Here is a 15,341-nt window from a genome sequence, read left to right as displayed (position 1 = left end):
GAATAGATCCCCAAATTGCCGGATGTCAGACGCGTCGGATGATCTTCTCGCCGAACAGGCCTTCGGGCCGGATCAGCAGGAAGAGAACGGCGAGCATGTAGGGCGCCCAGCCCTCGATGCCACCGCCGAAGTATGGCCCGATGTACACTTCGGCGATTTTCTCGGAAGCGCCGACGATCAGGCCGGCAACGATCACCCCGGGCACCGACGTGAAGCCGCCGATGATCAGCACCGGCAGCGCCTTCAGCGCCACCCACACCAGCGCAAACTGGACGCCGCTGCGCGCGCCCCACAGCATCCCCGCCACCAGCGCAACGACGCCGGCGGTGGCCCAGACCAGCATCCAGATGTGCTTCAGCGGGATGCCGATCGACAGCGCCGCCGTATGATCGTCAGCAACGGCCCGCAACCCGCGCCCGACCTTGGTGCGGGAGAACAGCAGCGCCAGCGCCGCCACCATGATGCCGGCAACGACGCCTGCCGTGATGTCGAGCTGGCTGACGAGCACGCCCGCACTGTCCGCCAGCCACCCGATCGGCTCGTCCCTGATGCCGAGGTCGAGGCGGCGCACATCCACGCCCCAGACGATCTGCGCCACGCCCTCGATGACGAAGGCGAGGCCGATCGTGGCCATCAACAGCGTATCCTCGCTCTGGCTCACCAGCGGCCGCAGCACGAAGCGTTCGGTCGCCATGCCGACAAGGATCATCAGTCCGACCGCCACGGGCAGCGCCGCCCAGAACGGCAGACCAAGCTCCATGAAGCCGACAAAGGACAGCACCGCAAAGAACACCATCGCGCCCTGCGCGAAGTTGAACACGGAGGAGGCCTTGTAGATCAGCACAAAACCCAGCGCGACCAGCGAATACATCGCCCCGGACAGGAGCCCGCCGACCAGAACCTCGATGAAGAACCAGAAATCGACCATCGCGCTTCCTCAGTGTGCCACGCCAAGATAGGCGTCGATGACGTCCTGATTGGAGCGGACCTCCTCCGGTGTGCCGTCGCCAATCTTCTTGCCGTAGTCGAGCACGACGACGCGATCCGAGATGTCCATCACCACGCCCATGTCGTGTTCGATCAGCACCACGGTGGTGCCGTAATGGTCGTTGACGTCGAGGATGAAGCGGCACATGTCCTGCTTCTCCTCGATGTTCATGCCGGCCATCGGCTCATCGAGCAGCAGGATGGTCGGTTCGGCGGCGAGCGCACGGCCGAGCTCGACGCGCTTCTGAAGCCCGTAGGGCAAACGCGCCACCGGCGTCTTGCGGATGTGCTCGATCTCCAGGAACTCGATGATCTCCTCGACCGCGGCGCGGTTTTCGGTTTCCTCGCGGCGAGCGCGGGGAAGCTGCAATGCCACCTCGACGAAGCTCGCATGCATGTGCAGTTTGCGGCCGGCCATGATGTTGTCGAGCACCGACATGCCCCGGAACAGCGCAATGTTCTGAAAGGTGCGCGCGATGCCGAGGCTCGCGGCGTGCGTCGGCGTCATTTCGGACAGGCGCTCGCCCCTGACGGTGATGCTACCTTCCTGCGGCACATAGATGCCGTTGATGACGTTGAGCATCGAGCTCTTGCCGGCGCCGTTCGGACCGATGATGGCGCGGATCTCGTGCTCGAGCACGTTGAAGGAAATATTTGTCAGCGCCTGCACGCCGCCGAAGCGCAGCGAAATCGAGTCAAGCTCCAGAACCGGCGAACCGAAAGCAAAGGCGCGTTGCGCGGACTGCAGCGTCGAGGATGGCACGGATATCGTCATGTTCAGGCGGCTCTCCGGGTCTGCGCGGGTGCAACGACTTTGGCGTCGCGGATCTTCATGTCGGCCGGTGTGGTCCCCTCGCCGCCTCCGGCCGCGAAGCGCACTTCGGTTCGGCCGTCGTACATCGCATCCACCAGCGCCCGGTATTGCTCCGCGATGACCTCGCGGCGCAGCTTGCCGGTGCGGGTGAGCACGCCATCGTCGGCGGTCAACTCCTTGTTCAGGACGATGAAGCGCTGGATCTGCGATGACGCCAGCGACGGCTCCGACGCCAGTTGCGCATTCACCTTGGCAATGCAGTCCGCAATCAGCGCATAGACTTCGTCCTGCGAGGCGAGATCGGCGTGCCCCGTATACGAGATGTTCTGCTGGTCGGCCCACCGGCCGGTGGCGGCAATGTCAATGTCGATGAGCGCGCAGACGCTGTCGCGCCCGTTGCCGAAGGCTACCGCTTCCTTGACGTAAGGCAGGAACTTGAGCTTGTTTTCGAGCAGCCTGGGCGCGTACGGCGTGCCGTCGTTCAACGCGCCGACATAGGCCATGCGATCGATGATCCGCAGGTGCCCATCCTGATCGAGATAGCCGGCATCGCCGGTATGAAACCAGCCCTCGGCGCTCTTTGCCCGCGCCGTCGCCTCGGAGTCGCCATGGTATTCCCTGAACAGGCCGGGTGAGCGCACCAGGATCTCACGCTCCGGCGTCAGCTTCAGCTCGACGCCTTCGAGCGGAGGTCCGACCGCATCCGGCTTGATCGCGCCGTCGCGCTGCATCGCTACAAAAAATCCGGTTTCAGTCGAGCCGTAGAGCTGCTTCAGATTGATGCCAAGGGCACGGAAAAACATCAGCAGGTCGGGATCGATCGCGTCGCCGGCCGTGTAGGCCAGGCGCACCTCGCTCATTCCGAGCACGTCGCGAAGCGGACCGCGTATCAGGAGATCGCTCGCCATCGACACCAGACGATCGCCAATGGAAATAGCTTCGCCGGCCAGCTTCCGCGCACTGACCCGCTGTGCGACCGGCATGCAATAGCGGTACAGGCCCTGATTGAAACCACCGGTCTCCTCCATACGGAGCGATACCTGCTTGAGCAGCGCCTCAAGCACGCGCGGTGTGGCGAGAAGGTATGTCGGACCCATCTCGCGCATATCGGCAAGCATGGTGTCGGAAGATTCGGGGCAACAGATGCAATAGCCGACGACCATCGGCTGGACATAACCGAACAGGTTCTGGCCGATCCATCCCGGCGGCAGATAGGCCATCGCCACGTCGGCGTCCGTCAGGCTGCCCGCCGTCGCCGCGACGCGCGCGCGATCGATCAGCGAGGCGTGGGTGAGAACGACGCCCTTGGCGGGACCGGTCGTGCCCGATGTAAAGAACACAAAGGCCGAATCCTCGCCGCTGCCGCGCGCGGCCTCGGCTTGCAGGAAGTCGCGCTTTTCGGCGAGGCGTTCCCGGCCCTGCTGCAGAAGCGCGGCGTAGCTGACCAGTTCCGGCTGCCTGTAGTGGCGCATGCCGCGGTCCTTGTCGTAGACGATGCATCGGACCGTGGGGCAGCGCGGCAATATTTCGAGCAGCTTGTCGACCTGCTCCTGGTTTTCGGCAAAGACGTGGGTAATTTGCGCGCGCTGGATCGACGTCGCAATCTCGTCGGCCGCCGCATCCTGATAAAGCGGCACCACAATGGCGCCGAGCCACTGCGCCGCGCACATCGCCGCATACAGCCGCGGCCGGTTGTCGCCCAGCAAGGCGACATGCGCACCGCGCTGCAAGCCTCGCTCCGATGCCGCTACTGCAAGCGCCGCAGCTTCCTCGCCCAGTTCGCGCCAGGTGACGGTGCGCCAGATGCCGCGGCTCTTTTCACGGATGGCCGGACGTTCAGCCCGTTCGCTGGAGTGATGCAGGAGCAGCTTCGGAAAAGTATCCAGATCCAAATTCGCAGTTGTCATTTTCTGCTTTTCCCCATGCTCCCACTATCGCCATGGCGCGCGAAATGCACCTCGGCAACCCACCCATAGAATGTCGGAATGTAATGAACTGACGCGACGCGATCAGCGTGCAACAAGGTGCAAACAAGCGAGGCGCACATGGCGCATAACGTTTGCAATCACCTTGTGCTGCGTCGGAATCGATAAGTGGTTGATGCCTTGTTGACGTTGTCCCTTCGTCAACCACGACAGGAATCGAAGACTGCGCAAGCCACGACCTGAACTCAAGGTCGTCGCCTCGCGACTCCAGACTCGATCGCCCCGTTTCCGCCCGCATTCGTTCTCTCTGAGAGATGCTTACATGCTGCCGCGCCAATGAGTTTTTTTTAACAGCATGCAGCATCAATCATGCGGAGTCGATTTCAGATTGTATTTATTCCAATTTGCGTGTGCGCGAATGACAGATGCACATAGGCTAAGCCTATGGGGCCGCGGACCTCACACCGAATGGCTGCAGCTCGTCATCGAGCCGCGCTTCCAGCACCAATATCAATCGTTAGAGTTTCACTTTGGATCTATTCCAGTGTGCGTGCACTCGCACGACCGAAACAGATGCCATAGGATGAACCTATGAGCGCAAAGGCATCGTCTCGTTGATTGCATCCTTCAATCGAGCCATTTGAATAGTTGATCGACGGTGGATCTCAGCTCTTGATCAGAGCTGTACGGCGAAGCCTGTCCGCCTCCCACATTCCTTCGTCACGTCCCTGCTGCACCAGCCACCACCGGTAGCGCCGCGATCATGCGAATGCCGGGCCGCCTGCGCCAATGAATTTGTGACGGCTCGACCGCCAACTTCAGTCCGGGCCAGCGCGTGAACAGCGCCTGCAGCGCGCAACTTGCTTCGATCCGCGCGAGCTGGTGACCGAGGCAGAAATGGATTCCGGTGCCGAACGACAAATGCCGGTTCGGCCGCCGCTCGAGATCGAGCCGATCGGGACACTCGTTCGCCTGCGGGTCGAGATTGGCGGCGACGAGCATCGCCATCACACGATCGCCCTTCTTCAATTTCACGCCCTCGAGATCGACGTCGTGGCGCACATAGCGCGGCTTTGAGAACTGCACCGGCGAGACGAAGCGCAGGAATTCTTCCACCGCCAGCCCCGCACGGCTCCAGTCCGCCGCAAGCCATTCGCGCCTGCCCGGATCCCTCAGCAATTCGAAAACCGATCCGCTGATCAGGTGGGTCGTGGTCTCGGAGCCGGCGTTGAGCAGCAGAAACATCATCGCGACCATCTCGTCCGGCGTGATGCGTCCGCCCTCTTTCTCGACGCGCACCAGTTCGGCGATCAATCCTTCGCCGCCTTCTTCGCGCACCACCTGCAGCCGTTCCTGCAGATAGCGGCGCATCCCGAACAGACCACCGATCAGCCGCAGAAAGCTGAACGCGTTGGTCATATGCGCCAGCGAATTGGCCCAGGCGATGAATTTCGGCCGGTCCGCCGGCGGCAGACCGAGCAATTCGCAAATCACTGCCAGCGGCAGCATCCGCGCATAACGCACCAGATCGGCAGGGATGCCTTGCGCAAAGAGCTCATCGGCGAGACGGTTGGCAATGGCGCGGATATGCGGCTCCATATCGAGCACGGCGCGGCGGCGGAACGCTTCGTCGACGATGTCGCGCAGCCGCGTGTGATCCGGCTCGTCCATCGTCAGCATGTTGTTGGCGACGGCGCCGATGACGCGCGGCATCCACCAGGGCAACCCAACCAGCGCCCCGCCTTCCTTGCGCAGCGTGAACGTCGCGCTGTCCTTCAGCACGCGCGCCGCCGCTTCGTAGGTCGTGGTGACCCAGACGCGGCCGATGATCGGAAATCGCGTGAAAACGGCAGGACCGATCGCGCGCAGTTGCGCAACGCCCGCCTGCGGGTCCCGAAAAAACGTCTCGCTGGTGAAATCGAAATCCACATGCTGTGCCATCGCGCCATTCCACGCCGCCGCACCGCCACCCAATCAAGATGGTGCGCGACAGTGAGGCCGCAAGGCTCGGGCGTTCGATCATCCTCGCCATCATTTTTTCGCGATCGATGATCCGCCCTGAACCGATGACGGAGGCATGGCGTCATGTCGGGGTCGGCAAGGTCAGGGCCCGAAAAGATTTCTGGGCCTTGTCCGCGTCCTTGCACTTTTTGGTTCCGTCGTCGGACAGCAGTATCATGTTTGAACTGCCGGGAATTGCAAACACCGCTTCGGGTGCAAAATCGTCCGGGAGTTTGACCTTCATCATGACCGGTTCGGTGTCGCTCTCCTTGCCACTCCAGGTAAACAGGGCGAATGGCGGCTCGATATCGGACTCCTCGGCGTCGCCGTGCGGCCCCGCGACGATGACGTAGGTGTTGTTGATCCATTCGATGCTGCGGATGCCGCGCCCTTTGAGCTTGCCGAGTTGCCGTGGATTGCCGAAAACAGGCGTCTTTCCTGCGTCCACCACCTCGGCCGGATTATCGAGCGAAATTACCAAGGCCTTCTTGCCGGGACGCGGGTTGCGGAATCCAATCAGAAGCCGGCCATCCGGCGTCGCCGCGAGGCCCTCGATGTTGAAGCCGTTCTTCGATTCCGGAGTTGGTCCCTCCTCCTTGCCGGGCGCATAGGCATCGGAAAGTTTGAAAGGTTTCAGCTTTTTCTTCAGCTTCGCATCATCGAACATCGCCTCGCGCAAGTCCTTGTGGGCACCGGATCCGATCGGCTCCAGCCGAGGGCCATCCGCCTGCGACACGATGCGGGTCGCAAACAGGCGCGACCGACCCGGCTCGACCTCGCCCTTGGAATCGCGGGCGTGCGAAGCGATCCAGTAGATGCGATCGCCGATTCGCGCCGCCCCCTCGAGGTCGACCTCTTTGAAGTCGGGTTTGCCGTCCGGTCCCGGCTTCTTCTTCGTCGGCGCCTCAAGGAAAGCATCCAGGGCGAGTTCCTGAACGGCGGCCGCCTGCCCTATGCGGTAGACGTTGAGCACATTGCTCTCGTCATCCGCCACGGCGAAAAAATTCTGATCGAGCCCAACTGCCGCCGAACCGTCGCAGGCGCCGCGATAGGTTGTAATCTCGTCTGCGGCCTGTGCTTCCGCCAAGAAGAAAGCCGGGAAGGTGGAAAGGGTGACGATGGCCAACAAGCGCGATGCAGGGATGAACTGAAACATGCGTCATCTCCCAAAAAATATATAAAGCGCCCACACCGCACCTGCAGCGCCAGCGTCAAACCTGAAAATGCAACTTGATAAATGCATTTGGCGCAATGCCTGCGGCACTTTATCTCTCGGACGTCGCGCAATGTATGAAGCTCGTCACATGTTGACGAACAGTTGCCGCGTCATCAATCGCCTCCCTCAGAACCGGTAGCGTAGCTTTGGCGTGCAAGGAATCGCCACCTGAGTGGTGTGAGGTTGCGGAGCTAGGCCGCCCTTACACCGGCGGCGTGCCGTGGGTGTGAAACGACTCGATCGTCTTCAGCCCCCAGGCCTGACCCTTCTTGCGTTCCTCCTCGGTCCAGACGATCGGCTTCCAGTCGGGCGCGAGGATCAGGCGGGCGCCGGCGTTGGCGACTTCGACGCGGTTGCCGCCGGGCTCGTAGACATAGAGGAAGAAGGTCTGCTGGATCGCGTGCTTGTGCGGGCCGGTCTCGATGTGGATACCGTTCTCCAGGAAGATATCGGCAGCGCGCAGGATCTCTTCCCGGCTGTCCAGGGCGTAGGTGACGTGGTGGAAGCGGCCGGTCTTGCCGTAGTGATCGCGAGTGTAGGCGAAGTCGTAGCTCTTGTTGGACATCGTCATCCACATCGCGGCTTCCGTGCCGTCGTTGAGTACGATCTGCTCGGTGGTGCGCAGGCCCAGATAGTTCTCGAAGAAGAGACGATTGGCCTTGATGTCCACCGCAAGGCAATTGAGGTGATCGAGCCGGCGGACGTTGACGCCGCGCGCGGGAAACCGCTGCGCCTGGTTCTTCAGCGCAGGCTTCAATTCCGGCGGCGCCTGATACCACTCGGTCTCGTAATAGAGCTCGACGATGTGGCCATCGGGATCGCGGCAGCGGAACGCCGGCCCCTGCCCCATGTCGCCGTCGGTCCAGCCGATGTCGAAACCGGACCCCTTCAGCGCCGCGACCCGGCGCTCCAGCGCCTGCGGGCTGCGCGCGCGCAGCGCCATGTGTTCCATGCCTGATGTCTTAGCGGCCGTCAGCTTGAGCGAATAACGCTCGTAATCATCCCAGCCGCGCAGATAGACCGATTCACCCTTCTGGCCGCTAGCGGTCATGCCCATGACGTCGACGAAGAATTTCAGGCTCTCGTCCGGCTTCGGTGTCAGCAATTCCATATGGCCGAGATGGGCGAGATCGAAGATCGGCTCTGATGTCATTGTAGGCCTCTGTCGTAGGGTGGGCAAACCGCAGCGTGCCCACCGGTTCAAACACATGGTGGGCACGGCGCGATGCGCCTTTGCCCACCTACAAAAGCGTCCGCGTAACGTCGTCGAACAGTTCGTCGACGGTGAATGGACGCGGAATGAGCTTTTGCTGCGCGGAATAATCGATAATCAGTTGCAGCGACCGCTGCATTTCGTCTCGGCCAAGGCGCGGCGCGGCAGGCGAAGCGGTGGCGGATTCGCTGAGCAGGCGATGGACCTCCCGCACCGCGTCGGGGTTCTGCTCGGACAGCGCCTGGCTCACCATCACCATATGGTTGATCGGCACCACCCCGTGCCTGTCGAACCAGGCCTTCTCTTCGGCCCCGACATCGGCAAATAGCGGCTTCAGATCCGGATGGTCGGATCTTTCGCCGAGCACGGCATCGAGCTCGCCGTCGACCAGCATCTGCACGATCTGCTTTCCCGCCGGCGCCCGTTTGGTCGCATCAACGAACTCGGCGACATGGGCATCCTCGAACGTCACCCACTCGATCGAATCGAGATCGACGCCGTAATCATTGGCGAGAATGCCGCGCAGCCAGGCGCCGGTCGTGGTGGTGAAGGAGCGAATACCGACGCGCTTTCCCGCAAGCTCGCGCGGCGTCAGCTTTCCTGCCTTCGCATTGTACAGCGCATGGCCGTGCTGAAACCGTGCCAGCACGACGTCCGGCAGCAGCACCATCGGCTTGCCGAAGGATCGTGCCATCAGGTAGGTGACGATCGCCATCTCCGAGACGTCGAACGCCCCCTCGCGGACCATCGGCTTGAAGCCCTTGTTGGTCGGCGAATACGACGCGAAATCGAACTCAACCAGATCGGACCTGATCGAGCCATCCTTGAGCGCGGCCGTGCCGGGATGGTCGCCGAGCAAGGTGCGCAGGCGCATCGCCACCTCAGTCCTCCTCCAGCTCGTCGACATAGACGAGACCCGCTTTCGCCAGCGGCTCGCGCATGTTGTACATGTCGAGGCCGAGCACACCGGCCGCGAGCTTCTGGCGCTTGCCGTCTTCGTCGGCGACGCGCTTTTCGCCTTTAACCACGACATCCGCCGCGTCCTTGCGCCCGATCACCACGACACCATCGTCATCGGCGACCACGACATCGCCCGGCTTGACATTGATGCCGGCGCATACCACGGGAACATTGACCGCCCCCAGCGTCGCCTTCACCGTGCCCTTGGCCGAGATCGCCTTCGACCAGACCGGAAAGCCCATTTCGCGAAGCGACTTGGCGTCGCGGACGCCGGCATCGATGACGAGCCCTTTGACGCCGCGCGCCGTCAGCGAGGTCGCCAGCAGATCGCCGAACATGCCGTCGGTATTGTCGGTGGTGCAGCCGACCACCAGAATGTCGCCAGGCTGGCACTGCTCGACCGCGACATGAATCATCCAGTTGTCGCCGGGCTGCGCCAGCACGGTTACGGCGGTGCCGGCGGCTTCGGCCCCGATCCACACCGGGCGCAGATAGGGCTTCATCAAGCCGAAGCGGCCATATGCCTCGTGCGCGGTGGCGACACCTAGTGCGCCGAGCCGCTTCACGAGTTCAGGCTCGGTGCGCTTGATGTTGCGGACGACGACGGTCTTCATGCCAGTTCCTCCAACGCCATCGGGAACAGCCGCTGATAGGCCTCGCCATAGGTCATCGGCTTGCCGGTATTGCGGCCGCCCTGCACGCCCCGCTGCAGCGCGACCCGCTCGTAATAGGCCCACAGATGCTTCTGGGCCGCGAGGATCTCGAATGTCTTGCGCTTGATGTCCCAGACCTCGTCGATGTTGAGGATCACCTGCGGCTTGAAATTGCACATCTCCGGCTGGTGCGGCTCGAACAGGAACACCGGCGGCGCGGAATAGGTGTATTTGGCGCCGGGCTTGTGGCCCATCGCCTGCGCGACCACGCGGGTTTCCTGGGCGAAATGCGCCGCGTTCGGATGATCGAAATTGTAGGGGTCCTCCAGCGCGTGGGTCAGCACGAAGGACGGATTGAGCTCGCGGTAGATATCGACCATGCGGTCGAAATGCGCCTCCGTCAGCCGCAGCGGATAGTCGCCGGCGTCGAAGAATTCGATTTCCGCGCCCAGCATCTCGGCTGCGCGCTGCGCCTCGTCGCGCCGTCCGGCCTTGACCTTCTCCATCGTCGCGCCCGCTTCCTTCCATGCGAACTGGCTTTCGCCGCGCTCGCCGAACGACAGGCAGGCAATCTTGACGCGATAACCCTTCTTCACATGCAGCGCGATCGCCCCGCCCGCGCGCCAGACGAAATCGCCGGGATGCGCGGTGACCACAAGGCCCGTTTTGCCAGCATTGCTCATGATCGGGATCTCCTCCTTGGCTCGTTACGCGTGGCCGGCCGCACCGGCATCGCGACTATTGTTTGGCAATTCCTGCCCGCTCGATCACTTGCGCCCATTTGTCGATGTCGGCCTTCAGGCGCGCGAGGATTTCCTCGGGCGAACTGGCCCTGGCCTCGATACCGAGCTCGAGCGCGCGCTTCTTCAAATCCGGCGCCTCGAGCACCTCGCGCAGCGCAGCGTTGAACGTGTTGATCACTTCCGGCGGCGTGCCCTTCGGTGCGAAGATGGCATTCCAGGATCGCGCCTCGAAATCACCGCCGCCCGCTTCCTTCACCGTCGGCACGTCGGACAAAAACGTGGTGCGCACGGGCCCCGAAGACGCCACCGCAATCGCCGCCTTGTCGGCAATGTGCGACTGCACCGCGCTATAGTTCTCGATCGCCAACTGGATATCGCCGCGCAACAGCGCGATCAGCACATCGGGCGAACTGCGGAACGGCACGATGGTGACATCGACTCCGGCGGTCGATTTGAACAATTGCGCGGCGAGGTTCTGGGTCGATCCGACGTTGATGGTGCCGACATTGAGCGCGCCAGGCTTCTGCTTCGCCACCTTGATGAATTCCGCCAGCGTCGGATAGGACGGCCCCGCCTGCGTGGTGAAGATGAAGTCGAAATAGCCCATGCTCGAAACCGGCACGAAATCGGTGACCGGGTTGAACGTCAGGTTCTTGAACAGCGACACTGATATCGCGGTGCCGTTGCTGAACAGCGCCAGCGTATAGCCGTCCGCGGGCGCGGACAGCACGGCGCGCGCCGCGTTGATGCCGCCGGCGCCCGGCATGTTCTCGATGACGAAGCGCTGGCCGAGCTTTTCGCCGAGGCGCTCGGTGACGAGCCGCGCGGTGACGTCGGCCACCCCGCCCGCACCAAAGGGCAGGATCAGCCGCACCGGCTTGTTCGGATAGTTTTGCGCGTGCGCGATTTGGGGAAGGAGCAACGCCGCCAGCAAGGCAGCGATACCGGCGAAGGACACGCCGCGCCGGCTGAATGTGTATCGCCCGCATTTGTCCGCCATCGCCCGCGCTCCCCCTTAGAACTCGAAAAGCCGGGCCGGATTGTCGACCAGAATCTTCTGCTGCAGTTCCGGCTCCGGCGCAAACAGCGGGATGAGATCGACCAGATCGCCGTCGTTGGGCATCACCTTGACGTTCGGATGCGGCCAGTCGGTTCCCCAGATCACGCGGTCCGGTGCGGTCTCGACGATACGGCGCGCGAACGGCACCGCGTCGTGGAACGGCGGGCCGCCGGATGACACGCGCTCGCAGCCGCACACCTTGACCCAGCACTTCTCGTCCCGTTGCATCAGATCGATCAGCGTCCGGAACGGAAGCTGGTCGAGACCGTCGGATGCCTTGACCCGTCCCATGTGGTCGATGGTGTAACGCACCGGCAATTTTGCCAGCATCTCGGCATATTCCGGCAGGTCGATCGCATCGAAATGCAGGTCGATGTGCCAGTTAAGCGGCGCGACCATCGCGACGATGCGGTGGAAGGCACCCATGTCAGGCACCCCGCCGAGATGGCGCACGAAGTTGAAGCGACAGCCGCGAAAGCCGCCCTCATGCAGCTCGCGAAGGCCACGCTCGGTGATGGTGTCGTCGATATTGGCCACCGCACGAAAGGTCCCGTTGCTCACCGCGATGGCGTCGAGCGCCACGCGGTTGTCGGTGCCGTGCACGCTGGCATTGACGATGACAGCGCGGCCGATCCCGAGCTTTTTGTGCAGCGCCTGAAAATCTTCGAGCGGCGCGTCAGACGGCGTATAGGACCGTCCGGGTGCATAAGGGTATTTGTTGCCGGGGCCGAAGATGTGCGTATGGGCGTCGCACGCCAGCGACGGCAGCTTGAATTTCGGCGTTCGCGTATCGGGATCGGGTCCGGGAATCGTGGGCTTGTTCATCGTGCCTTCTGCAGTGCATGGGTTTCGCGCGACATTCAGTCGGCTGGATTTTCTTTCCGCTTTCGAGCCGCACCAACAGCGCGCGGCTGAATTGGCTTGCTCCGGCGAGACGCGCTGTCGATGTGGTCGACATCGGAAGCCTGCAAGGAGGCCACCGTTGCCGAAACGAGTTGCTCGATCGCTTCCGCCATATCGGCGCCGTCGGCTTCGCCGCGGGAAAGCCGCGTCACCCGCTCCGGATTGACGAGGGTGTAATAGAGCGCGCCGAGCAGGAACTGCGACCGCCACACGATCGTCGTCCGCGGCAGATGCGGCAGGCTTTCCCCGATCGCGTCGATGAAGGCATGCGTGGTGTCGTCGAAGATCTCAGCGATGATACGGCCGACCACGGCGTTGCCTTCGGCCGACATCACGGCGCGCAGCCGCGTGAACCGCGCCCCACCGCCGGCGAGATCCGTAGAGGACGAAAACGCCGGCTGCACATAGGCGCGCACGATCGCTTCCAGCCGGTCCTGCACATCGCGCACGCGCTGCGCCGCCACCAATAGTTCGATACGGCGCTTGTTCATCGGGCCGCAATGGCGCTTGTAGATTTCGAGCAGCAGCCCGTCCTTGCTCTTGAAATGATAGGTGATGCTGCCCGGGTTGGCGCCCGCCTCCAGCGCGATGTCGCGGATCGATACGGCATTGAAGCCCTTGGTCGAGAACAGCAATTCAGCCGCACTCAGGATGGCTTCCCGCATGTTGGGGTTTCGCGTCATGGCATTTGCTTTCCGCTCTCGACTTTTGTACGTTTGTACAAAATATCAGGTCTAGTCAACAAACATCTGGACAGGCCGGGATGACCAGGGAGAGCGTCCGGATGCGCCGGATCATCGTTGCGTTTCTGATCGGTGCCGGCGCGCTGGCCTGGCACGGCGCCGGCCTCGCCACTGACGCCGACCTCGAAACGCGGCTGATATTGGCACCGTCAGGCGCGTTGCGGGCCGGACTCTATCCGGGCACGCCGACCTCGATCCTGCCGGACGGCGGCTCGGGCGAGCCGCGCGGCGTCGGCCACGATCTCGGCAAGGAGCTCGCGCGGCGGCTCGGCGTTCCCTATGAGCCGGTTGTGTTTGCCAAAAACGCCGACGTCCTCGCCGCCGTAAAAAGCGGAGAGGTCGATGTCGCCTTCACCAATGCGACGGCAGTGCGGGCGCGGGATATGGATTTCGGCCCACACTTTCTCGAAATCGAGCTCGGCTGTCTCGTCCCTCGCGGGTCCACGCTGACAACGCCGGCAGAAATGGATTCGCCGGGACTGCGCATCGGCGTGACCGCGGGCAGTTCCTCGGACGCCACCCTTTCGCGCGATTTCAAACACGCCGAGATCGTCCGCGCCGCCACGTTCGACGTCGCGATTGAAATGCTGTCGGCCGGCGCGATCAGTGCTTACGCGACCAACAAGGCCACGCTGTTCGAGATGGCGGACAAATTGCCGGGCTCGAAAGTGCTCGAGGGACGCTGGGGGATCGAGCGGCACGCCATCGCCATCCCCAAAGGGCGCGAGCAGGCAACGGCTTTTGTCCGCCAGTTCACGAACGACGTGAAGTCGGAAGGCGTGGTCGGCGCCGCCATCGCCCGCGCCGGACTGCGCGGCGCCACAACGTCGCCCGCGGAATAGCGATGCGACGTGGCACGTGAATTCTCAAATGATATCCAGCAACAAGGACCTTCTCTCATGATCCCACGCCGAACATTCGTCCGCACCATCGCCGCCGCAGCCCTCGTTTCACTCGCCGGCACCACTGTCCATGCGGAGACGTTCCCTACAAAACCGGTGCGTATTCTGGTGCCCTACGCGGCCGGCGGCGCGGTCGATGTGCTGGCGCGCACGCTCGGACAATCGCTGTCGAAGACCTGGGGACAGCAGCCGGTTATCGAAAACCGCCCGGGCGCCGGCGGGATCATCGCCTCGCAGGCGCTCACGCAATCGGCGCCGGACGGCTACACGCTGATCCTGGTCGCCAGCGGTCATCCGCTGAACCAGTTCTTCTATCCCAAACTGCCCTACGACACCTTCAAGGACTTCACCGCCATCAGCGAGATCGCCTATTCGCCGCTGGCGATCGTGGTGTCCAAGAACAGTCCGGTGAAGAATTTGCAGGAGTTGCTGGCGACCGCGCGCGAAAAGCCTGAAACGCTGTCGTACGGCATGTCCGGCAATGGCACCTCGGCCCATCTCGCCGGCGAACTTCTCAACTACATGGGCAAGGTCAAGATCCAGGCGATCCCCTACAAGGGCGGCGCCCCTGCCCTTACCGCCGTGATCGCGGGCGAGATTCCGATGAGCGTCAACCCGCTGCCGGAAGTCGTCGGCCAGCTCGAAGGCAATGCCGTGCGCGCCCTTGCGGTGACGACGGCTCAGCGCTCGAAGGCCTTGCCCGATGTTCCCACGGTCGCAGAGGCCGGCCTGCCCGGCTACGATGCCTCGGTGTGGTGGGGCTTTCTCGGACCCGCCGGAATGGCGCCCGACCTGGTCGCCAAGATCCACGCCGATCTTGCCGCCGCGCTGAAAGATCCGGTCGTGCTCACCGCGCTGGAGAAAATGGGCGCCACGCCGGTCGGCAATTCACCCAAGGATTTCGACGCCTTCATGCGCGCCAAAGCCGCGAAGTGGGAGCCGGTGCTGAAAGAGGCGAACATCAAGATGCAGTGAGGTAAAGGCGGCCGGCCAACGCGCCGGCCACCTTCACTGATCGAGCGGCGCCTCTGGCGCTACTTCCGCGCGGCCGACGAGACGCCCGGAAATCCCGCGACGCAACCCAACCGATCGCCGCTTTGACGGCAAGCCCCTTTGCGCGGGACAAAATTTTTGCTACATCAGCAATGACTACTTTAACGCGCATTTATTTTGCATGCCATTTCACGGGGCCGGTGCAGCGCCGCCCGTCATTTCCCAGTG

At 63.0% G+C, this 15,341-nt stretch carries 14 protein-coding genes; 2 read left to right on the top strand and 12 right to left on the bottom strand.

From position 1 onward, the window contains the following. Window positions 1-25 precede the first annotated feature (25 nt). The 12 genes from LMTR21_RS16980 to LMTR21_RS16925 form a co-directional block, all read right to left on the bottom strand. Window positions 26-928, bottom strand: a complete 903-nt coding sequence (locus tag LMTR21_RS16980; RefSeq protein ID WP_065753076.1) for a branched-chain amino acid ABC transporter permease — start codon at window positions 926-928, stop codon at window positions 26-28. Between the two features lie 9 nt (window positions 929-937). Next, window positions 938-1,762 (bottom strand): ABC transporter ATP-binding protein, encoded by an 825-nt coding sequence (locus LMTR21_RS16975; RefSeq protein WP_065753077.1) that lies wholly within the window; start codon window positions 1,760-1,762, stop codon window positions 938-940. Window positions 1,763-1,764: 2 nt separating this feature from the next. Beyond that, window positions 1,765-3,708, bottom strand: a complete 1,944-nt coding sequence (locus tag LMTR21_RS16970; RefSeq protein WP_065753078.1) for an AMP-dependent synthetase/ligase — start codon at window positions 3,706-3,708, stop codon at window positions 1,765-1,767. Between the two features lie 738 nt (window positions 3,709-4,446). Then, window positions 4,447-5,667, bottom strand: coding sequence for a cytochrome P450 (locus tag LMTR21_RS16965; RefSeq protein WP_065753079.1), 1,221 nt, complete (start codon window positions 5,665-5,667; stop codon window positions 4,447-4,449). A gap of 142 nt (window positions 5,668-5,809) precedes the next feature. After that, window positions 5,810-6,883, bottom strand: coding sequence for a DUF3616 domain-containing protein (locus LMTR21_RS16960; RefSeq protein ID WP_065753080.1), 1,074 nt, complete (start codon window positions 6,881-6,883; stop codon window positions 5,810-5,812). A 262-nt stretch (window positions 6,884-7,145) separates the two neighbouring features. Continuing rightward, complete coding sequence (locus LMTR21_RS16955; protein WP_065753081.1) at window positions 7,146-8,096, bottom strand: catechol 2,3-dioxygenase; 951 nt, start codon at window positions 8,094-8,096, stop codon at window positions 7,146-7,148. Between the two features lie 88 nt (window positions 8,097-8,184). Continuing rightward, window positions 8,185-9,030, bottom strand: a complete 846-nt coding sequence (locus LMTR21_RS16950) for a substrate-binding domain-containing protein (protein WP_084030613.1) — start codon at window positions 9,028-9,030, stop codon at window positions 8,185-8,187. Between the two features lie 7 nt (window positions 9,031-9,037). After that, complete coding sequence (locus LMTR21_RS16945) at window positions 9,038-9,730, bottom strand: 4-carboxy-4-hydroxy-2-oxoadipate aldolase/oxaloacetate decarboxylase (protein WP_065753083.1); 693 nt, start codon at window positions 9,728-9,730, stop codon at window positions 9,038-9,040. Then, the gene (locus LMTR21_RS16940) at window positions 9,727-10,452 is read right to left on the bottom strand and encodes a PIG-L deacetylase family protein (protein WP_057857039.1); all 726 of its coding nucleotides are present in this window, start codon (window positions 10,450-10,452) and stop codon (window positions 9,727-9,729) included. The genes LMTR21_RS16945 and LMTR21_RS16940 overlap by 4 nt, the downstream gene beginning before the upstream one ends. Before the next feature lie 55 nt (window positions 10,453-10,507). Continuing rightward, window positions 10,508-11,512, bottom strand: a complete 1,005-nt coding sequence (locus LMTR21_RS16935) for a Bug family tripartite tricarboxylate transporter substrate binding protein (RefSeq protein WP_065753084.1) — start codon at window positions 11,510-11,512, stop codon at window positions 10,508-10,510. 15 nt (window positions 11,513-11,527) lie between these two features. Continuing rightward, window positions 11,528-12,397, bottom strand: a complete 870-nt coding sequence (locus LMTR21_RS16930) for an amidohydrolase family protein (protein WP_065753085.1) — start codon at window positions 12,395-12,397, stop codon at window positions 11,528-11,530. Window positions 12,398-12,432: 35 nt separating this feature from the next. Beyond that, window positions 12,433-13,158, bottom strand: a complete 726-nt coding sequence (locus LMTR21_RS16925; RefSeq protein ID WP_065753086.1) for a TetR/AcrR family transcriptional regulator — start codon at window positions 13,156-13,158, stop codon at window positions 12,433-12,435. Between the two features lie 101 nt (window positions 13,159-13,259). Here LMTR21_RS16925 and LMTR21_RS16920 point away from each other — a divergent pair, with 101 nt between their 5' ends. Then, on the top strand, window positions 13,260-14,060 hold the full coding sequence (locus LMTR21_RS16920; protein WP_246175651.1) for a transporter substrate-binding domain-containing protein: 801 nt from the start codon (window positions 13,260-13,262) through the stop codon (window positions 14,058-14,060). Between the two features lie 57 nt (window positions 14,061-14,117). Further along, on the top strand, window positions 14,118-15,095 hold the full coding sequence (locus tag LMTR21_RS16915) for a Bug family tripartite tricarboxylate transporter substrate binding protein (RefSeq protein WP_065753088.1): 978 nt from the start codon (window positions 14,118-14,120) through the stop codon (window positions 15,093-15,095). The last annotated feature ends 246 nt before the right edge of the window (window positions 15,096-15,341 follow it).

Source organism: Bradyrhizobium paxllaeri (assembly GCF_001693515.2).
Lineage (GTDB): Bacteria > Pseudomonadota > Alphaproteobacteria > Rhizobiales > Xanthobacteraceae > Bradyrhizobium > Bradyrhizobium paxllaeri.
The sequence above is the reverse complement of the archived record's forward strand: the minus strand, read 5'-3'. Positions and strand labels throughout refer to the sequence as shown.